We start from the raw sequence: 20237 nt of genomic DNA, 5'->3' as shown, positions 1-20237 counted from the left end.
CATGTGATTACTTAATAATCCATTCGTGATCGGGATCGTTATGGAACTTCCAGATACGTTCGGGGCCTGCCATAACATTCAAGTAATACGAAGTGTATCCTTCTGGCACCCCTACTGGATGATAGCCTTTCGGCACAATAACCATATCGCCGTTTTCAACCGTCATCGTTTCGTCTAAAGAACGATCATCTGTGTATACTCTCTGGAAAACAAATCCTTGACCAGGATCCTGTTCATGATAATACGTTTCTTCGAGCATCGATTCTTCTGGAAGTTTGTCACGATCGTGTTTATGCGGCGGATAGCTTGACCAGTTACCGCTTTCTGTAAAAACCTCTACAACAAGGAGACTGTTCGCAGCCGGATTATCGTCCGGCAAAATGTTATGAACCATCCGCTTGTTATTTCCTTTTCCGCGATACTCTACACCAATATCCTCTGCTTTAATGAGTTTTGTTGGCAGCTGTTCATCCGATGGAGAATAGCAAAGAGCTATACGGGCCTTTGACTCTGCCTTCACTTCAAACGATTGGTCATTTGAAATATAAACACTGTCTGTCGGCTTCTTTTCAAACACCGAATCACGAGTACCAATCTTTTCAAACATTTCCTGGTCATCAGAAACCGTAATTTTTCCCGTAACGGCTACCACACAAACCTCTAGTTTACCTAATTTCTCTTTGTACGCCCCGCCAGCTTCAAGGTCAACCATTTTAAAGCTGACATATTTAAGGTCAGAGTTTTCTGATGTCACTTCGTGCACAAGGGATACGCCATCTTCCAATTGCTCATTTACTGGTTTTTTTAGCAATTTACTCATAGATTAAAACCTCCTTATGTAAAATGAAGAATTGAAATCGATTTCATTCAGATAAATAAAAAAAGGTGTGCATAGAGGCATTGGCAGTCACTTTTCCAAGACACATTTTTATATTGTCTATACACACCATTGTCCAACAGAATAATCCTCCTGTCTTTAGAATAATATGTGAAGCGGTTTCAGTCAATATTAGTTTTTAAGATTTGCAAAACTTTTGGTATTTTATTGCACACTTTTTTTCATTTTTTGACCAAATGATGCAAAAATGAAGTACATTATTGTTGAAATAAACGCTACGTATTTATACATACTCAAATCCATTGTACCAATAAATACCATAAAGGAACTAATTAAAAGTGATACTATTCCCAGTCCGGCCACAATATTATAGATGTTCAAAAACTTTGTAGGACCTTCTTGACAGCGTGATTCTCTTTCTGCTAATGCAGCACTATCGGCTTCTTGCTTTAACGCCTCTTGTATCAATCGATCCTTTGCTTTTTCTTCTGGATATGGCTCTTTTGCTCCAAACCTACCCGCAAAGAATACGTACGTTACAGAAGCAATAATCCACGTTGGAACCGCAAGGAAGAACAGATGAATCCAGCCAGTAAGTGACATGAGAATTACAAAACCGCCACTGATTAACCAGCTGTAAAGGGCTGCTGGGTTCAATTTTAACCCCTTATAGTGAGCCCAGTATCGTGTGTAACCCATCTTCGGTAAAATCCAATGTTCGGTCACGATGATCGCTCCGATCGGAAGTAAGATCATCCCCATAAATCCGAGGATGCCCAGTAAATTTGTGAATGCAAAGGGGAAACACGCAATCAGTGTAACGAGAATTCCAGTAGCTAGTGTCACCGTTTTAACAGAGTATTTACTAAAAATGGTTTGAAAAGCGAGACCGGCGCGATATATCGTTGGGTTTGAGGTTGTCCAACCAGCAATAATTACCGCCACCACCCCAGTAGTACCTAGTACTTGATAAGCCACTGCTCCTGCATCAAGCTCTGTTAAGCTCGTCGATAGAATGACAGCTGCTGCCGCGCCCATAATCCCAGCACAAATCCATGCAATATAGTGGCCAAAGAACATTCCTACTGCTGAAATATAACCATAGCTTGCTTTCTTTGCATATCTAAAAATGGCCATGTCACTCATGCCGCCGTGCATGGCTAGGTTGCAAATCCATGCAAAAGCCATAACATGGAAGATCGTAAATGAACTATTTGGATTCGCTATCCATATACTTTCATTTGCCAACACCATAAAATCTGAGAATGAAGTAATTCCAGTCACACTAGAAGAAGTAGTAACAAGGTGATAAAGTCCCACCAGTGCGCCGCTTACAAAGATAACTCCAAGCCACGGTGCACAAATGGAAGAGAAACGTGTTACGGAATCGAATCCGTATGCCGCCACGATGGCTACGATAGCTCCAATAACTAATACAAGTGCTACAAACGAAACACTAGTTGGATACCAAGTCGTTTGTACGGGGATATTTAATATTTCCCGTATAGCTGAAGCCGAGACGGTCACCATCGCCCCAGCAATAATACAAAAGAATATACCATTAACGGCGTTATAAATTTTTTGAATGGAAGCTCCAGAAATTTTTTCAAGGTACGTATACAACGTCAAGCGGGTTTGCACTGCAATAGGGGCGGTTAGTAAAGCCCATGTCAGCACTGCAAGCAAGTTCCCTAAAATCAGCCCGACAATAACGTCAAATGCTGATACTCCCCACATTACAAAGGTTGCACCAATCACAAACTCCGTCCCGGCGACATGTTCTCCACCAAACAATCCGAAGAATCGACCCTTTCCGTGTAGTTCGTGTTGGGACACAGGGCGATCCGAATTCGGAATGTGAGAAACATCTACCTTCTCCCAGTTGTCTACAGGCAGTTTATTTATTGACATAATCCCACTCCTCTAAAAAAACGCATTTGAGATTCGAAACCGTTTACATATTATTTTTAAAAAATACTGATATAAGTTAACTTACAACTACAAGTTTTTAGTAGCTAAAAACAATTTTGCAAAGCCTCCCTATTGGAAAAGTTATTCGATTACTGCAATCGTTTACAATTTGCTCCTGTTCTTTCAATGCCTGCTCATCTAATTATGTAAAACACTTTACAATAAAGTTTTGAAAATGTAAACGCTATTATTCAGAAATTTTTATTTTTGCATTTCGGAAATTGGCGCAATTTCTATTGTTATTAGTGGTTTGAGAGTTTTTAGAAAGGGGGGAGGATTTTTTGAAAAATGTCGAAAGTAGGGACAAAAAAACCGGCTGCTTTAAGATAAACAACCGGTTCTGAAATGCATATATTGTCATTGGAAGATTCGATCGATGTGATCGATTTCATTATCTGTTAAAGTCACGTCCAATGTCTTTAAGTTATCAAGAACCTGCTCAGAACGCTTCGCTCCAGGAATGATCACATCTATAGCTTCACGTGATAAGTACCATGCCAGTACAACATGTACTACATCTACTCCTTTATCTTTTGCAATCGGTCGAAGCTTCCCTACTTTTTCCAAGTTTTTCTTAAATTCTTCCCCTTGAAGATGCGGAAAATCGGCGCGAAGATCGTCAAACTTCATATCACTCGTATACTTCCCGGCTAAAAGTCCAGATGCCAGGGGAAAGAATGGAATAAAAGAAATATGGTGTTCGGCGCAGTACGGAAGAAACTCTTCTTCAGCTTCTCGCTGCACGAGATTATAATTTCCCTGGTAAACGTCCACGTAACCATCTTTGTTTGCTTCTTTTAATTGTTCAAACGTAAGGTTGGAGACACCGATACTTTTAATTTTCCCTTCTTCTTTTAATTCCTGTAATGCCGCAACAGCCTTATCTTTTGGTGTTTCTTCATCTGGGAAGTGAATATAATAAAGATCAATATAATCTGTTTGTAAGCGATCAAGGCTGTCTTCGAAAGCTTGACGTAAAAATTCTGGAGAATTGTCGATGACCTCTTCACCATCTACGAATTTTTGCGCACCTTTGGTAGCTAAAACGATTTCATTTCTTTTTCCAGATTCTTTAATGACTTCTCCAACTAACTCCTCAGAGCGTTCCGGCCCGTATATAAACGCCGTATCAAAAAAATCAATACCATTATCAATGGCTGTACGAACAAGATCTTTTCCGGCTTCTTCACTGAGATCATTGTACAAGTTGTGCCCGCCAACTGCATTAGTTCCCAGTCCGATAGGATTTACGTGTAAGTCTGAATTTCCGATTTGAACTTTTTTCAACATCTTCTTTCCTCCTCATTCAGATTTTTCCTTGCACTTTCAAATAGTATAAGAACCTGATCAAATTTTCAAATTTTCAGCTATGATTTTATGAATAAACCTTTCTTTTTGCTCGTTTAAACAGTTTTTTACAAGGAAAACTAATAACGTCAACATAGAAAGCGATTACATTTTTCTTGAAATTTCTTTCAATAATGATTAAGATAGCATATAATACTTCTTTTATCTAGAAATGAAAACAAATCGCAGGGAAAGAGAAAGTAGGAATAGACTATGAAAATGAGTGATGTAGCAAAAATAGCTAATGTTTCGCCCGCTACAGTATCCCGGGTCCTCAGCAACCCGGATCTGGTTAGTAAAAAAACAAGAGACAAAGTATTAGAGGTTATTAATCAAGTGAACTACCAGCCGCATAGCGTTGCAAGACAATTCCGGACCAGGGAAACGAAAACGATTCTTGCCGTCGTTCCTGATATTACAAGCGCCTTCTTTTCTGAAGTGTTACGAGGAATCGAACATGTTGCGATTAAAGAAGGCTATCAAGTCATTTTAGGGGATACAGAAAATAATCTGGAACGAGAAAGTGATTATGTCAATTTACTGCTGCAAAAACAAGTTGACGGGATGGTACTTCTCACCGCAAGACTCGAAAAAGAAAGGCTGGAAGAACTGTCCGAACACTTCCCGATTGTTCTTGCTTGTGAATATATTGATGGCTTAAACGTTCCGACCGTATCCATAGACAACATTAGTGCCGCAAGAAAAGCAACGGAACATTTAATTCAACTTGGTCATACAAAAATTGCTCACATTTGCGGTCCAATGAACGTTATTTTAGGCCGAGATCGTTTGCGCGGATTCCGGCAAGCAATGATGAGTAATGATTTAGACGTTGATCCCTCTTATATTCAAGAAGGGGACTTGACAATTGAATCAAGTGAATCAGGCTATAACCAAATGATGAAACTGCTTGCTTTGGAAACTCCTCCTACAGGTGTGTTCGTTTATAACGATGAAATGGCAATGGGGGCGATAAAGGCAGTGAAAGACAGCGGCCTTCGTGTTCCTGAAGATGTTGCCATTGTTGGTTTTGATAACTTAAAGATGTCCACGGTAATAGAACCTCACCTAAGTTCTATTGACCAACCAAAATATAATATTGGCCAAAAAGCAATGAATCTCTTATTGCAAATGATCAATAAAGAAAAAATAAATAAGCACTCTTTTGTGATGAAAGATAATCTGATTATTCGTGATTCCTGCGGCGGAAAATCTGAATCCTTTCCACATTCGCATGAGAGTTTCAAAAAAAATATTTCTGTTTAATGATCCAATGAAAAGCCTTGAGGACAAGAGATTTTCAAGGCCTCATCCGATTCTTTATTCAGAAAAATTTTAAAAAAAGCGTTTACAAACAACGTAAAATCACTTACACTAACTCACGTAGATTTTTTTAACAGCGTTTGAAATCGATTTCATTCAATAGGTGTATTAATCGATTTCCCAGGTTGGTAGAAATGTCAGGTTACTTTCACTTAACCTGACATGAATTAATACATTTCAAAGAGAGGGGTTATGAAAATGGCAAATACGACAGAAGCAGTTCAACATCTTAAAAATTACGTTGGAGGACAATGGGTAGAAGCAACATCTGGCAAGTCTGAGGAAGTACCTAACCCTGCAACTGGTGAAACTATTGCACAGGTGCCGATTTCAAGCCGTGAAGATTTAGATAAAGCAGTAAAAAGTGCACAAGAGGCATTTAAAACATGGAGTAATACAGCAGTACCAAAGCGTGCTCGTATTCTTTTCAAGTATCAGCAGCTTTTGGTCGAAAACTGGGATGAGCTTGCACGTCTAGTAACACTTGAGAATGGAAAAAGTTTTAACGAAGCATACGGTGAAGTGCAACGCGGCATCGAATGTGTTGAGTTTGCAGCAGGGGCGCCTTCTTTAATGATGGGCAAACAGCTTCCTGATATTGCTTCAGGAATTGAATCCGGCATGTATCGTTACCCAGTTGGGGTGATTGGAGGTATTACTCCATTTAACTTCCCAATGATGGTTCCTTGCTGGATGTTCCCGTTAGCTATTGCATGCGGTAACACTTTTGTAATGAAACCATCTGAACGTACACCTATTTTAGCTAACCGCCTTGCAGAACTATTTACAGAAGCTGGACTTCCTGATGGTGTACTTAACGTTGTTCACGGTGCACATGACGTAGTAAACGGACTTCTTGAAAATCCAGAAGTAAAAGGAATTTCTTTTGTTGGTTCTCAACCTGTTGCAGAGTACGTGTACAAAACAGGCGCTCAAAACGGCAAACGTGTACAAGCACTAGCTGGAGCAAAGAACCACTCCATCGTTATGCCTGATGCTGATATTGAAAACGCAGTATCTCAAGTAGTAAGTGCTGCTTATGGGTCTGCAGGTGAAAGATGTATGGCAGCTGCTGTTGTAGTAACAGTTGGAGACGTAGCTGATGAATTTGTTGATAAGCTGAAAAAAGAAGTTGACAATATTACGATCGGAAATGGCCTTGATGATGGAGTATTCCTCGGCCCGGTTATTCGCCAATCTCATAAAGAAAAAACAGAAAACTACATTAAAACAGGACAAGAAGAAGGTGCAACGCTGGCATACGACGGAAGAGAAAGAACTGTTAACTTAGATGAAGGTTATTTCATTGGCCCAGTTGTCTTTGATAACGTAACAACCGATATGACAATCTGGAAAGATGAAATTTTCGCCCCTGTACTTTCTGTTGTACGTGTAGACACACTTGATGAGGCTATTGCTCTTACTAACGAGTCTGAGTTTGCAAATGGTGCTTGTATCTACACAGACAGCGGCAGCGCCGTACGTCAATTCCGTCAAACGATCGATGCAGGAATGCTAGGGGTTAACCTTGGTGTACCGGCACCTATGGCATTTTTCCCATTCTCTGGCTGGAAGAATTCCTTCTATGGAGATCTCCATGCCAACGGAACAGACGGCGTCGAATTCTATACCCGCAAGAAAATGCTTACAGCTCGCTGGTAATAAGAAAAGCGTAAGCGCCCGAGAAAAACAGGCTTGGCGCTTGCGCTAGAAATTAAAAACGATTTGATACTTTCGTGTATTTACCACAGATTACCTATTCGTAATAGCACCTAATCTATTCTATTAAAGGAGGAATTATCTAATGAGATTAACACTCGATCCACATATGTTTAGACATTTACCGCTCCCTAAAATGGTTGATAAGGTCGCTGAAATGGGATATAAGTACATTGAGCTTTCCCCGCGCGATGACTTTTTGCCTTTTTATAAATACCCGCGTGTTGATAAAGCGCGCATTAAAGAACTAAAACAAGCATGTAAAGACGCTGGTGTTGAACTTTCTTCTATCCTTCCCATGCAGCACTGGGCAGGCCCAGAAGAAGACGATCGCCAGGCTGCTGTACGTAATTGGAAACGTGCAATTGAGATCGCCGTGGAATTAGAGGTAGACGTCGTAAACTCTGAATTCACAGGTCAAAATGACATGCCATACAAGTGTGAGCAGCAATTTGTGAAATCCATGGACGAACTGATCCCTTTCTTTGAAAAAGAAGGACTAAATTTACACATCCAAGCCCACCCATATGACTTTATTGAAAATAATTATGAGGCAGTAGATATGCTTCGCGCCTTCGATAAGGACTGGATCGGTTACTTCTATTCTGTACCGCATACGTTTTTCTATGATGACGGAAAAGGCGATATTCCTGCAATGCTTGATTACGCAGGAGAAAAATTGCGCCATATCAATATAGCGGATACCTTTAACCATAAAGCGTCTTCATGCCTGCGTTATGTCGTGAATCCTCCTGGTGTTCATGCGACCGTTCACCAGCACTTAGATATCGGGAAAGGCGATATCCCATGGGATACATTATTTAATAAACTTCGTGACATCAACTTCGATGGTATTGTTACATCAGCCGTGTTTGGAGAGGAACACCGCGCAGAAGAATCCAGTCGTTTCATGCTTGAACGCTTAACAGAAGAACTCATTAACAAAAAACAATATTCATAGTTTTTTATACCCTGGGTTTCATCCCAGGGTATAAGCTAGATAAAAAGGTATAAGAGTTCGACATTTTTCATATCCAGATAAGCAAGATAAGAGCCTTACACAAAAACAAAGTGCAGGCTCTCATTTTACGATTGAACGATTCGTTTTTTTACTTGCTTGGTTGAACCTCTAGTTACAAGCTTAGGGATAAGAGTAATTCTTGACTTATCCGTGACATTATTTTCAATTTCGTTACTCATTAAATCCATGACATGTTTGCCCATGCTTTTAATCGGTTGAGCAATCGTTGTCAGGAGAGGATCTGTTAGAGTTGCAATAATCGTATTGTCAAATCCCACTACAGAAACATCATCCGGAACAGACAGCCCGTATTCTTTAACAGCCTGAATGGAACCTGATGCCAGCAGATCGTTACAAGCCACAATAGCGGTTGGTGGATCTTCCGAGGTCATGTACTTTCCAGCCATGTATTTTCCCCATTCTACATTAGATTCTTCGATATACTCAAAACGAAACTTATAGTTCAAATCATTTTTGTGCATGGCATCTTCATACCCACGTTTTCTCTCTCGGTTGCTCCATACATCGCGTCCTATTAACGCTATTTTTTCATGGCCCAGTTCAATTAAATGGGAAGTCGCTTTAAATCCTCCTAAATAGTCATCAAAAGAGACAGTATTCACATTAGAAGAAGGAAAGTCTCGTGCTACTACTGCAATGGGAAGAGACTCATTTAATTCCTCAATTTTATCTAGCTGCTCAAAGCCGGACGCAAAAATAATTCCATCGACATTCTTTCTTTTTAATAAATCAATATACTTCATTTCTTTAGCTGGGTTATAATCTGTGCTGCAGATTACAAGATTATATCCTAATTCATGAGCACGGTCTTCGACACTCCTTGCTAATTCTGCAAAAAAAGGATTCGCTAAATCCGGGATGAGAAGGCCTATACTAAAAGTAGATTTTCCAGTCAAAGCTGTCGCTATCATGTTCGGGTGATAATTTAGTTCATTTATGGTTTCTAATACTTTTTTCTTTGTTTTTTCACCAATACGCCCTGAATTATTAATAACTTTGGAAACTGTTGCAATAGATACTCCTGATGCCTTTGCAACATCATATATGGTTGTTTTCATAATTAACCGCATCCATATTTGTTGTATTCTGCATTCCGCTCACCCCACACTTATATGAAAATACAATTTACCTCCATGCTTCCTTAAAAACAATTGCTAACTCAAACTATTTTTCACTTAAATAGTTTGAATGACTACCACTTATTTATTGTTTTTCAGTGTCTACTATTATACCTTTATTTTTGACTTTATTAAAATTTAACACTTAAGTTATTAAAATTAAATCCCGGTAGTTAGCTGGGGCTGCTTAGATATTTTCCATAAATAAAATAGAGATTATTTATCCATTTTATTAGTCCAATCTATTGATTACTCAACAGGAACCCATTGTTCTACAGCAGCAGACCGCAGAATCGCATCAATCGTACGATCCACTTTCCAGCCGAATTCAAAGTCACATGTATAAACCTTTCCTTCTTTCAGCGCCGTAAAGATTTCATGAACTTCTATTACTTTTAAATCATTAAACCCAATGGCAATGCCGGACTGTGGATAAAAAGCACTATATCCTTGATGATCTGTTCCTAGCAGCACCTTCCTGAATCCTCGATCTGCACTCTCATCAGAGTGAAAATATACATGAACTTCACTTAAGTTTTCTAATGAATAGTAAGCAGTACCCTGTGTTCCTTGGATCTCATACGTTAGGTGATTTTTTCTTCCCGGAGCTACTCGGCTTGATCCGATTGTTCCGATGACTCCGTTCTCATATTTAATCATAGAAAAGAAAAAGTCATCGTTTTCAACCTTTCCTTTTTCGAGGGAATCTGGTGCTTTTGGACGTTCTTTAATAATGGTTTCAGAAACTGCATTAACTTTTTTTGCATCACCAAACCAATACTGAGCCACACTCAACAAATGAGAACCAAGATCTCCTAATGAGCCGGATCCTGAAAATTTGTTAATATGACGCCAGGAAATTGGAATAGTTTCATCTAGCAGAGCATCTTGATCATAAGTGCCGGAAAATCTTTTTATTTCTCCTAATTTTCCAGAATCAATCAATTCTTTAATATAATTATTTGCCGGGTTCATGACATTATTAAATCCGACATAGTTGACTACACCTTTTTCTTTTGCCAAGATTGCAAGTTCTTTTGATTGCTTCGGAGAAATAGTAAGAGGTTTCTCACAGTAAACATGCTTGCCGTTTTCTAATGCTGCTCTTGCGACATCATAATGAAAAGCGTTTGGCGTTGCTATATCAACCATATCTACATTCTCGTCTCTGACTACATCTTCCCAGTTTTCTGTCCAACGTGAAAAACCAATGTTATGACAGGCTGCTTTTGCTGCTTCAGCATCAATGTCCTGGACGATTTCAAATACTGGTTCTCCTGCTTCAGGCCCAAACAGCATCGATGCGTGGCGGAAAGCATTGGAATGGGCTTTCCCCATCCAACCTGCTCCGATAAGTCCAATTCTCACTTTCATATATGTCTCCCCTCCAGTTTATCTTATATTCTATAATTCTATTAAGCTTTTGCAATTAGTTCAGTTAGAGGCACAGAGCGATTTTCTTCTAATGAAAGCTGGGCAGCCCTGGCAAGCAGCTCTGCTTTTAATCCGTCTTCACCGCTGCAAGCAATGGGGCTGTTTTCCAATATAGCTATAGCAAACTGTTTAATTTCTTCAATATATGCATCATTATATCGCTCTAAAAAGAAATATTTCGGATGATCCACAGTGATGGCCTCTTTCGTATTAATCCTTACATTGGTTGGCCGTTCATTTTCCGCTTCAGCTGATCCCTTACTGCCAAACACTTCAATACGCTGATCATATCCATAAACGGCTTGTCTGCTGTTGTCAATCACACCTAGCGAACCATCTTCAAACGTTATCGTTATAATTGCTGTATCAACATCATTATTTCTTTCAAAACGATCATCTACAAGATTAGCAGATTTTACTGAAACTTCTTTCACTTCACTGCCAGAAAGATAACGAATCATGTCAAAGTCATGAATGGTCATATCCATAAACATTCCGCCAGATCGTTTAACATATTCTTCTGGAGGAGGCTGCGGGTCTCGTGAGGTGATTTTAATAATATGAGGATTTCCGATTTCCCCCTCTCTGACCGTTTCCTGAACTTTTCGGAAATGACGGTCAAACCGGCGGTTAAACCCGATTTGAAACTTTACTCCTGCTTTTTCGACTGCGTCAAGTGCTTTTTTTGTCTCTTCTGTCTTAAAACTGATCGGCTTCTCACAGAAAATATGTTTTCCTGCATTTGCAAACTGCTCGATGAATGCTGCGTGGGTATCTGTGCTTGTACAAATAAGCACCCCGTCGATTTCCGGATCATTTGTGATATCTTCAGGGTTATTCGTGATGATAGGAACGGCTTTTTCATATGCTGTCCCTTGCAGGTGATCGGTGTATACATCGAGTATTGTTTTCAATTCAACATTGTTCATGCCAAGAATATTATCTATATGGATCTGTCCAATTTTCCCGGCCCCAACAATAGCAACAACTGCTTTGTCCATCATTCGAACCCCTCTCTTTATTAATTGTACTTTCCCACGTTATCCTTTTACTGCTCCGAGCGTCATTCCCTTAACCAGATGTTTTTGGACTAAAAGCGAGAAGAAAAGCACAGGTATAACCGAAACGGTTGCCGCAGCACAGAGCGCTCCCCAGTTCGTTTGATACTGCGTAATAAAAGTGGAAATACCAGCTGGCAGCGTCATTTTGTCTGTAGAATTCAGCAAAAACATGGCAAATAAGAATTCGTTCCATGTTAGAATAACTGTAAAAATCGATGTCGCCACAAATCCTGGAATGACAAGCGGTAAAATAATACTGTGGTAAGCTCTCATTCTTGAGGATCCGTCTACCATAGCGGACTCTTCCAACTCCACAGGGATTTCCTCAAAGAAAGCTTTTAGCATCCATATAACAAATGGCAAATTAAACCCGATATAAACAATTAACATGGACCAGAGAGTATTGAGCAAGCCAATATTCTGCATAATGAGATACATCGGAATAACTACAACAATAGGCGGCAGCATTCTTGCTGTTAAAATTAAAAAGGACAACTTTTCATTCCTGTTGTTTTTCATTTTAAATCTAGCTAATGCGTAGGCAGCGTACGATCCAATAACAAGACAAAGAACCATAGAAACAAAAGAAACAATCATACTATTTATAAAGAAACTTAAAAATGGACTGTTTGCACCAAAAATTCCGTTTACCGGATCAAAATAGTACTGCCAAGTAATCTCTCTTGGGAAAAATGTCTGCACATTTGCAAACAATTCTCTTTCACCTTTTAAACTAGTAATAAACATCCAATAGAGAGGGAATAAAACAAATAAAACTGTCACCGTCAAAAAGCAAGCACGGAAAATTTTCATACCGAGTTCTTTTCGTTTAAATGACTTTACAGAAGCATCCATCACTATCTCACCCCTTATCAGTTAAGCACTCTGAGATCGATTCATAAACCGAATTAACATTGTCGAAATAATAATTGTAATAATTAAAACAATGAATAACCCTGCGGAGGCAAATCCAAAATCTGAATTTTTCATCGAGGCACGATACATGAGAAAACTTATCGTTTCTGTCGCTCGGCCTGGGCCGCCCTGCGTCAGGACAAATACTTGGTCAAATGTACGAAGAGCATCCATTGTCCGGATAACAAGCGCCACCACTAAAATCGGTTTTAACATTGGCAGTGTAACAAAACGAACAACCTGAAGTTTAGAAGCACCGTCAATTTCTGCTGCTTCAAACGGATCTCTCGGCAGAGCCTGAAGACCAGCAAGAATAATTAAAAAACACATTGGCATCCATTGCCAAACATCGACAAATATTAATGATAGAAAAGCGGTAGTTGGCTCTCCTAAAAAGTTAATTTTCGGAAGACCAATGCTTTGCAGCATATAATTGAGAATTCCCATATCCGTATTCATCATCAATAGGTAAACAACGGCTACAACAAGTGGTGATAACATCATTGGTATAATCAGCAGCCAGCGCAGGTATGTCATTGCTTTACCGTCTTTCGATACCATAAGAGCTAGATTAAATCCAAGAAAGATTTCAATGGATACGGCAAGACCAGTATAAAGAAGGGTAATAAAGATTGCATTCCAAAACGTACTGCTTGCAAATATATCCATGTAATTTTTTAAACCGGTGAATCCGGAAGAATTCCCAAATGTATCAAAGCTCATCACTGAAACATATAATGCGTATAATATCGGAAAAATAGTAACAGCAGCCAATAAAATAAATGTCGGTGTTAACAATAGAAAAGGAAGCTTTTTATCACTTTGCTGTAACGTTTTACTTTTTTTCGGCTTTTTTGCCGGTAATTCATTTCGCTGCAAGTCAGAAGCTGCTTGATTTGTATTATTACTCATCGTTTTACACTCCCTATGTTTGTATTAAATATATCGGGAGAGCACAGAGTCCAAGGGACTCTGCGCCACAACTTATTAGTATTAGTAACCATTGTCTTCCATAAGTGCTTCAATTTCTTCTGCTGCTCCCGTCAACGCTTCTTCTGGTGTTAAGTCTCCAGTTAGCGCTTGATTTAGATATGTGCCATAAATATTTTCAATCTCAGAGTAAAGCGGAGTACGCGGACGGAAATTAGCGTTTTCAAGGCCTTCATTCACTGCTTCAAGATATGGTTTTTCTTCTGTTAGTTCAGGATCTGTCAAGACACTAGTACGACTAGGAAGCCCACCATCTTTTGTCATTTGTTTTTGACTTTCTTCAGAGGAAGCCCAAGTCATAAATTCTAATGCAGCTTCCTTGTTTTCAGAAGCTTGCGGAATACCTAAAATCCAGTTTCCAATCATAGGTGAGAAATCGCCGTTTTCTGCACGTGGTACAAGAGAGTATCCAATATCTCCAACCACATCGGATTTTTCAGGATCTTCCATTGTTTCTCCCCACACCGGCCATACAATCGATGCTAGCCCTTCTCCTTTACTCATTACGCGGCCTATCTCATCGGCATTATAGTTAGCAATGCCATCTGGGGCATGCTCTGTCATACCAATATAAAATTCAAGGGCCTCAATTGCTTCTGGACTATCTAGTGTCACATTCCAATCTTCATCAAAGAAATCTGCTCCATGTGACCAAAGGAACGCATTAAAGTTGGTTGCAATTGCGTTTCCACGGGCCCCACGATGTACAAAACCATAATCTACTTCGTTCTGATGTTCTTCAATTGCTGCTTCTAAATCTGACCAAGTTTCTGGAGCTTCATTTAAAATATCATTTCTATAAAAGAACAACTGCACATTACCTACTTGCGGTATACCGTAAGCACGCGGTTCTTCATCCGGATCGGAATCTGGAAGACGTGGTCCGCTCGGTGCCGGCCACATACTTACCTCACGCGACATCTTTGCAAAATCTTCATCTAATTCATAGCCTAGTTCATCAAGCGGTGTTAAAAATCCGCCCCCTGCAAACATCGGCATCCAAGGATCATCGGCAAAAATAACATCGTATGTTCCAGTGCCTGTCCGCAAGTCGTTATAGATTCGCTCATAAAGCGTATTGTAATCGAATTCATTCCATTCCACTTCAATACCTGTTTCCTCTTCAAATTCCGGAACGAGCTGTTTTAACGAGCTCGATTCAGCACCTGCCACCATGGCAACGGAAATGGATTCACTTTCTGTTGATCCAGACTCACTTTCACCGGAAGCTCCAGAATCATCGTCTCCCCCACAACCTGCTGCAATCAGTAAAGATGATAGAAAAGATACACCTAACCATTTAAATTTTTTCACTTAACTTTCCCCCTTAAAAATATCAACAGTAAACAAGATAAGCGCTTTCTCAAAAACTAAAAAAATTAAAAATTCCAAAAAATAATAGGAAGGAAAATTCTTAATAGACTACCTTTTTTAAAAGCATTTATAATAAAATAGCGCTTTCATAATAAAATAAATGAAAGATTCAACCCTCCTTCTTTTAAAATGAAGTTGATTCTACGAAGACAAGCACTCTAAGATAGGTAAAGCGCTTTCACTAAATGTGAGTTAATAGTAGCATATATTTTCAAAAAGTTGCAACACTTTTCTAACAAATACTTTCCAATAATTCTATGAAAGGGATGAATAACACTAGCTCTGCTTTATAAACGTTTTAGTTAAGCGGTTAACAGTATCAAATGGTTCTTCTTTCATACCAATCTTAACCTTAAATTATGTTTGAACTGGTTCAATAGGGCTTGTTTTTATAAGAAATAGATTTATACTATGTATTTTTTTATCCTTTCTGAATTGATAGGGAGATACCTCCATGACGAACGAAAGGTACGACTGAAATATCCAGCTGAAGAAAATACAAGACGTTGGCTGATACGTTTAACGGAAAGGCCTGTTTCCATTAATAACTGCCTTGCTTCACGTATTTGTATACACATGAGGTATTCCGATGGAGACATTCCAGAACAATTGGTAATTTCACACCATACTTGCAAGAAGATAGAGCATGGTCAAAAAAGTTATTCGTTTTCGAAAGGAAATTATCGTTGAAAACCAATATACAATGGGAGTAGAACATTTCTCTGACTGTGTCATGACAGAAACCGAACCTTCTTATTCAACATCTAGCAGCATAAATAATATGAAAGTACTTAAAGCTTGCCACCAGTCAATAGATTCAGGATTGAAAGTTACAATTTAAATATATAAGGAGTTTTAACAATACGGATGAGTTTGGTTACTAGTTTAGATTACATGTCATTTGAAAAAATGATAAATACAGCTGAAGCCGCCGGCTGCGAAGTTTTAGAATTTGCAACTGGTAATTGGTCTGAGGCACCGCATCTTAATGTAGATGAACTGCTTAACAGCTCCATTCAAAGAGAGCGCTTTCTAGATGAGTTAAAAAAACGTGGATTAAAAATGGAAGCTCTAAATTGTTCTGGCAATCAATTAGCTCCAAACGATAGTGGGAGACACCACCAGCTAGGTGTAGAAAAAAATTCCGTCTTGCAGAACTTCTATGCATAAGTACTATAATAATGATGTTAGGGCTTCCTAGAGGAGGTCCTGGTGAAACAACGCCCAATTGGATCACAACCAGCTTGCCTCCCATCAACTCCGAAATCTTAAACTGGCAATGGGAAGAAGTGGCGCTTCCCTATTGGGAAAAGACTGTTCAAGAGGCAAAGAACCATGGAATTGAAAAAATCGCATTGGAAAACCATGGCTCTCAGCTCGTTTATAACAGAGAAACATTAATGCGTTTAAGAGATCACGTAGGTGAAATGGTTGGAATGAATTTTGATCCAAGCCACCTATTCTGGATGGGAGGAGACCCCATCATGGCTGTACGTTCTTTAGGAAATGCCATCTATCATGTTCATGCCAAAGACACGCGACTTGAAAAGGGCATTTTAGAAACGGAAGGCTCTCTTGATACGAAATCGGTTCATTCCTTTTCGAATAGATCATGGAATTTTGCAGCAATAGGATATGCCACGATGTGATATGGTGGAAAGAATTTTTTACCGTTCTCCGGATGAATGGTTATGACGGTCCTGTCAGCCTGGAGTTAGAAGACTACACGATGGACCCGCTGACTGCTTTTCATAAATCAACGAATGTACTAAAAGAACTTCTTTGAACACATTTTCATACTTTGCTGGAAGGTTTATCTGGAAATCTTATAATAACTATTTATAATGGGCAAAAAGCGGGTCAATGGAGCTGTCCCATAAGTCAGTCTCAACAAATGGTTTTCATAACCTAAACTAATCTTTTGAGACAGCCTCATTGGTCACCCATAAGAGTAATTTTCTTAATCTGATTTTGTTTTCACAGGTTGAAGTAGTGCGATGAACTGTTTAACTTCCCTCCTATAAAAAAAGTTAAATTACACCCACCCGCGAAAAAGGGCAGCCTCCGCCATTTTTCTTGTTCCTGCAATATAGGAAGCTGTTCGCATGTCTGTTTTATAACGAGAGGATGTCTCATATACTTGATGAAATGACTGAACCATTTTGCGGTGGAGGTTCTGCTCAACCTCTTCTTCGGACCAATAATATCCCTGGTTATTCTGCACCCATTCAAAGTAGGAAACAATTACACCACCGGAACTTGCCAAAACATCAGGAATTAACAGAACATCTTTTTCGGTTAAAATGTCAGTGGCTTCCGGAGTGGTCGGACCATTAGCCGCTTCAACTACTACTCTTGCTTGAATACGGTCTGCATTACGGGCAGTGATTTGATTAGAAATAGCTGCTGGAATAAGTATATCGCATTCTTTTTCCAGTAATTCTTCGTTCGTAATTGTGTTTTTAAATTGGTTCGTCACCATTCCAAAGCTGTCTCTTCGATCACTCAGTTCTGGAATCGATAGACCGTCTGGATTATATAAAGCCCCTAGAACATCACTAATTCCGACTACTGCTGCTCCCTTGTCATATAAAAACTAAAACTTTGCTATGTAACTGCCGGCGTTTCCAAAGCCTTGTATGATGACGCGAGAATTTTCAATCTTTGTATTTAAAACGTTTACTGCTTCATCGATACACATGAGTACTCCTTTGGCCGTTGCCGTTTCTCGGCCGTGAGAGCCGCCGAGCATGAGGGGTTTTCCCGTTATAAAGCCGGGAGAATCAAACTCACGGATACGGCTGTACTCATCCATCATCCAGGCCATAATTTGAGAGTTAGTATACATGTCTGGGGCGGGGATGTCTTTTGTCGGGCCGACAATTTGGCTGATCATCCGGACATACCCGCGACTTAATTGTTCTAGTTCTCTAAATGACATTTGCCGGGGATCACAAATAATTCCTCCCTTTCCTCCTCCATATGGCAGGTCAGCAATACCGCATTTTAGGCTCATCCAGAGGGAGAGCGATTTCACTTCTTCTTCGGATACAGAGGGATGAAAACGAACGCCGCCTTTTGTCGGGCCAACTGCGTCGTTATGCTGAGAGCGAAATCCTGTAAAGACTTGAGTTTTGCCGTTATCCATTCGTACTGGAATACGAACTGTAATTACCCTGATCGGTTCCTTTAGCAATTCAAACATCTCTTGTGGGTAACCAAGTTTATCGATTGCTGTTTCTAAACGTGCTTGTGTGGTCTGAAACGAAGATAATGAAGATGATTTACCACTAGTAACAGTCATTACTGCTTCCTCCTTGAAAGAAAACTCAATATTTATTTATGAAGAGAATCAATTTCATAAGTGCTATTTTGATTAAAACGAACATGATATCGATTTTGCAGCGAAAGCGGCGACTCCTGCGGAAAGCGTCCGCCTGAAGCAGAAATCGAACGATAACGAGGAGATTTTATAAAAGTTCGTTTATAATGATATAGAAATGGATTATAAAATTCATTCAAGAATGTAACTCTATGAAAAAACGATTGGAAAACCATAAGTTTCCGATTTTGTTAGTTTTCCTCCAAAGTATAAGGTGTAATGCTATTTCCAAATTTAACACTGCCTTTTCTTCTTGGATCTGCGCCCCCTGTTATCGTTCCATTTTGCTTTAAAAGCATATGCAAACCACCAAAATACAGGCTGTTATTTAACACTTGAACTTTTGCATATTTTTTGGAAAAGGCAAACAGCTGCTCTTTACTGAGTGGCTCTTCAAATAAAAGCTCTCCATCTTTATAGAAGAATCGTTGATCATGTAAAATGTCCTGAATCGGCCTTTCTTTTTTAATGAGTTGAATAAGAAAGTGAGTTAAGATCATCGGAATTCGGTTGCCGCCTGAAGATCCTAAGGAAAGTACCATATCATTCTCTTCATTCCGAATAATGGCTGGTGAAATAAAACTGTGTGTTCTTTTTCCCGGTTCATAGCAATTAGGAGTAATGCCATCATCATTAAAGTTTCTTAATTGATTGTTTAAAAAGAATCCATTTATGTATTTGCCGCAGCCAAAAAAATCACTAATGGTATGAGTAGCAGCAATAACGGTTCCTTCGCTGTCCATAACAGAAAAATGAGTAGTGCTATTAAAATCATTAATATCTCCTTGTAAAGAAAAAGGAGTTGTCTGTAATTGATTGTTTATTCTCTCATAAAGGGAAGACATATTTTCTTCATCCAGCCAGCAATGAGAAGGAATGGATACAAAGTCAGGATCCCCTGAACATGCTTTATAATTTTCTGAAACGACAGCGACAATTCTGGCTAGATAATCCATGTAGTCTGTTTTGTTTAATTCATCTAGGTTAAAATAGTCTGCCATTTTTAAAATTTGCAATAAAACGGGACCAGATAATGGCGGAGGAGGCGAAAAAATAGATTGCTCATGAAAATAACCTTTAACTGGTTTACTAACTTTAACGCTGTAATTTTGCAAATCTTCTTCTGTTAGTTGTGGAGCAGCTTGGGTTAGTTCCGTTCCTAATCTTCCAATGTAAAACGATTCTTCTCCTTCTGTGCAAATAATACGAAGAGTAGATGCTAACTTTTTTTGGAAAAGAATATTACCTTTATTTATTGGCTTCCCATCCATATAAAAGTGTGTAAGTTCTTTTTTGTTTAGGTGTTCTGCTTTTCTTAGGTTGTTCTGAAAAATATCAAGAATAGGAAAGCCATTTTCAGCTAACTCCATAGCTGATTTCATAATTCTTTCAATAGACAAAGAAGCATAATTTTTCCGTAGTATTTCCATTCCTTTAACCAAACCGGGAACAGCAGCTTCAGAGGTGATTTTCTCTTTATATAGGGGAGCTTTGTCACGATAGTCGTAAACTACAGGTTCTTCCCAATTCTTTTTTAAGATCATCATTACGCCGCCTCCGCCAAGCCCTGAGGCGTACGGTTCTACTACTCCAAGAGTATAAGCTACACTAATTGCAGCATCTATAGCATTTCCACCACTTTTTAAAATGTCTATTCCCGCTTCTGTAGCCAATGGGTGAGCACTGCTAACAGCGTAGTCGTTTTTCATCGTTTTTCTCCTTT

16 protein-coding genes and 2 pseudogenes are annotated in these 20237 nt (G+C 39.2%); 5 read left to right on the top strand and 13 right to left on the bottom strand.

Features of this window, described 5'->3' with window-relative positions; genetic code table 11:
- Positions 1-7 precede the first annotated feature (7 nt).
- The 3 genes from iolB to CEF16_RS19625 form a co-directional block, all read right to left on the bottom strand.
- Positions 8-820 (bottom strand): 5-deoxy-glucuronate isomerase, encoded by an 813-nt coding sequence (gene iolB, locus CEF16_RS19635; protein ID WP_091585555.1) that lies wholly within the window; start codon positions 818-820, stop codon positions 8-10.
- Between the two features lie 222 nt (positions 821-1042).
- Positions 1043-2749 carry a purine-cytosine permease family protein gene (locus CEF16_RS19630; RefSeq protein WP_091585553.1) on the bottom strand — a complete coding sequence of 569 codons (1707 nt, stop codon included), beginning with the start codon at positions 2747-2749 and terminating at the stop codon, positions 1043-1045.
- Between the two features lie 417 nt (positions 2750-3166).
- On the bottom strand, positions 3167-4099 hold the full coding sequence (locus CEF16_RS19625; protein ID WP_091585551.1) for an aldo/keto reductase: 933 nt from the start codon (positions 4097-4099) through the stop codon (positions 3167-3169).
- A 270-nt stretch (positions 4100-4369) separates the two neighbouring features.
- On the opposite strand from CEF16_RS19625, the gene CEF16_RS19620 reads away from it, so the two are divergent.
- From CEF16_RS19620 to CEF16_RS19610, 3 genes are all read left to right on the top strand, one after another.
- Entirely contained in the window at positions 4370-5422 is a 1053-nt protein-coding gene (locus CEF16_RS19620; RefSeq protein ID WP_091585549.1) for a LacI family DNA-binding transcriptional regulator, read from the top strand.
- A gap of 255 nt (positions 5423-5677) precedes the next feature.
- Positions 5678-7141, top strand: coding sequence for a CoA-acylating methylmalonate-semialdehyde dehydrogenase (locus tag CEF16_RS19615; protein ID WP_091585547.1), 1464 nt, complete (start codon positions 5678-5680; stop codon positions 7139-7141).
- A gap of 142 nt (positions 7142-7283) precedes the next feature.
- Entirely contained in the window at positions 7284-8159 is an 876-nt protein-coding gene (locus tag CEF16_RS19610; protein ID WP_091585545.1) for a sugar phosphate isomerase/epimerase family protein, read from the top strand.
- Positions 8160-8284: 125 nt separating this feature from the next.
- Here CEF16_RS19610 and CEF16_RS19605 read toward each other — a convergent pair whose 3' ends face one another.
- The 7 genes from CEF16_RS19605 to CEF16_RS25435 all read right to left on the bottom strand — a co-directional run bounded on the left by CEF16_RS19605 (position 8285) and on the right by CEF16_RS25435 (position 15731).
- Positions 8285-9298, bottom strand: coding sequence for a LacI family DNA-binding transcriptional regulator (locus CEF16_RS19605; RefSeq protein WP_091585543.1), 1014 nt, complete (start codon positions 9296-9298; stop codon positions 8285-8287).
- A 309-nt stretch (positions 9299-9607) separates the two neighbouring features.
- Complete coding sequence (locus CEF16_RS19600; RefSeq protein ID WP_096241763.1) at positions 9608-10732, bottom strand: Gfo/Idh/MocA family protein; 1125 nt, start codon at positions 10730-10732, stop codon at positions 9608-9610.
- 41 nt (positions 10733-10773) lie between these two features.
- Positions 10774-11793, bottom strand: a complete 1020-nt coding sequence (gene iolG / locus CEF16_RS19595) for an inositol 2-dehydrogenase (protein ID WP_091585539.1) — start codon at positions 11791-11793, stop codon at positions 10774-10776.
- 39 nt (positions 11794-11832) lie between these two features.
- Positions 11833-12708, bottom strand: coding sequence for a carbohydrate ABC transporter permease (locus CEF16_RS19590; protein ID WP_091585537.1), 876 nt, complete (start codon positions 12706-12708; stop codon positions 11833-11835).
- Between the two features lie 21 nt (positions 12709-12729).
- Positions 12730-13680, bottom strand: a complete 951-nt coding sequence (locus tag CEF16_RS19585) for a carbohydrate ABC transporter permease (RefSeq protein WP_091585535.1) — start codon at positions 13678-13680, stop codon at positions 12730-12732.
- An 81-nt stretch (positions 13681-13761) separates the two neighbouring features.
- Positions 13762-15072 (bottom strand): extracellular solute-binding protein, encoded by a 1311-nt coding sequence (locus CEF16_RS19580; RefSeq protein ID WP_091585533.1) that lies wholly within the window; start codon positions 15070-15072, stop codon positions 13762-13764.
- 464 nt (positions 15073-15536) lie between these two features.
- Positions 15537-15731 (bottom strand): helix-turn-helix domain-containing protein, encoded by a 195-nt coding sequence (locus tag CEF16_RS25435; protein ID WP_091585531.1) that lies wholly within the window; start codon positions 15729-15731, stop codon positions 15537-15539.
- Positions 15732-15778: 47 nt separating this feature from the next.
- On the opposite strand from CEF16_RS25435, the gene CEF16_RS19570 reads away from it, so the two are divergent.
- Entirely contained in the window at positions 15779-15973 is a 195-nt protein-coding gene (locus CEF16_RS19570; protein WP_091585529.1) for a hypothetical protein, read from the top strand.
- A 20-nt stretch (positions 15974-15993) separates the two neighbouring features.
- Positions 15994-16918, top strand: a pseudogene (locus CEF16_RS25140) (sugar phosphate isomerase/epimerase family protein).
- 249 nt (positions 16919-17167) lie between these two features.
- Here CEF16_RS25140 and CEF16_RS19560 read toward each other — a convergent pair.
- From CEF16_RS19560 to CEF16_RS19555, 3 genes and pseudogenes are all read right to left on the bottom strand, one after another.
- Positions 17168-18436: pseudogene (locus CEF16_RS19560) on the bottom strand (Glu/Leu/Phe/Val family dehydrogenase).
- A gap of 32 nt (positions 18437-18468) precedes the next feature.
- Positions 18469-18654: a hypothetical protein gene (locus tag CEF16_RS23405; protein ID WP_139185962.1), complete on the bottom strand. Its 186-nt coding sequence runs from the start codon at positions 18652-18654 to the stop codon at positions 18469-18471.
- A gap of 51 nt (positions 18655-18705) precedes the next feature.
- Positions 18706-20223, bottom strand: a complete 1518-nt coding sequence (locus tag CEF16_RS19555; protein WP_091585527.1) for a gamma-glutamyltransferase family protein — start codon at positions 20221-20223, stop codon at positions 18706-18708.
- Positions 20224-20237: the final 14 nt, after the last annotated feature.

This window comes from Alteribacillus bidgolensis, from assembly GCF_002886255.1.
GTDB lineage: Bacteria > Bacillota > Bacilli > Bacillales > Marinococcaceae > Alteribacillus > Alteribacillus bidgolensis.
Note: the sequence above shows the minus strand (reverse complement) of the source record. Positions and strands in the feature narration are given on the sequence as shown.

Excerpts from the sequence above, each read along its gene's own strand:
- iolB (WP_091585555.1), bottom strand. The coding sequence starts at position 820 with ATGAGTAAATTGCTAAAAAAACCAGTAAATGAGCAATTGGAAGATGGC.
- CEF16_RS19620 (WP_091585549.1), top strand. The coding sequence starts at position 4,370 with ATGAAAATGAGTGATGTAGCAAAAATAGCTAATGTTTCGCCCGCTACA.
- CEF16_RS25435 (WP_091585531.1), bottom strand. The coding sequence starts at position 15,731 with ATGTCTCCATCGGAATACCTCATGTGTATACAAATACGTGAAGCAAGG.
- CEF16_RS19610 (WP_091585545.1), top strand. The coding sequence starts at position 7,284 with ATGAGATTAACACTCGATCCACATATGTTTAGACATTTACCGCTCCCT.
- CEF16_RS19630 (WP_091585553.1), bottom strand. The coding sequence starts at position 2,749 with ATGTCAATAAATAAACTGCCTGTAGACAACTGGGAGAAGGTAGATGTT.
- iolG (WP_091585539.1), bottom strand. The coding sequence starts at position 11,793 with ATGGACAAAGCAGTTGTTGCTATTGTTGGGGCCGGGAAAATTGGACAG.
- CEF16_RS19625 (WP_091585551.1), bottom strand. The coding sequence starts at position 4,099 with ATGTTGAAAAAAGTTCAAATCGGAAATTCAGACTTACACGTAAATCCT.
- CEF16_RS19605 (WP_091585543.1), bottom strand. The coding sequence starts at position 9,298 with ATGAAAACAACCATATATGATGTTGCAAAGGCATCAGGAGTATCTATT.
- CEF16_RS19555 (WP_091585527.1), bottom strand. The coding sequence starts at position 20,223 with ATGAAAAACGACTACGCTGTTAGCAGTGCTCACCCATTGGCTACAGAA.
- CEF16_RS19615 (WP_091585547.1), top strand. The coding sequence starts at position 5,678 with ATGGCAAATACGACAGAAGCAGTTCAACATCTTAAAAATTACGTTGGA.
- CEF16_RS19570 (WP_091585529.1), top strand. The coding sequence starts at position 15,779 with ATGGTCAAAAAAGTTATTCGTTTTCGAAAGGAAATTATCGTTGAAAAC.
- CEF16_RS19585 (WP_091585535.1), bottom strand. The coding sequence starts at position 13,680 with ATGAGTAATAATACAAATCAAGCAGCTTCTGACTTGCAGCGAAATGAA.
- CEF16_RS19590 (WP_091585537.1), bottom strand. The coding sequence starts at position 12,708 with ATGGATGCTTCTGTAAAGTCATTTAAACGAAAAGAACTCGGTATGAAA.
- CEF16_RS19600 (WP_096241763.1), bottom strand. The coding sequence starts at position 10,732 with ATGAAAGTGAGAATTGGACTTATCGGAGCAGGTTGGATGGGGAAAGCC.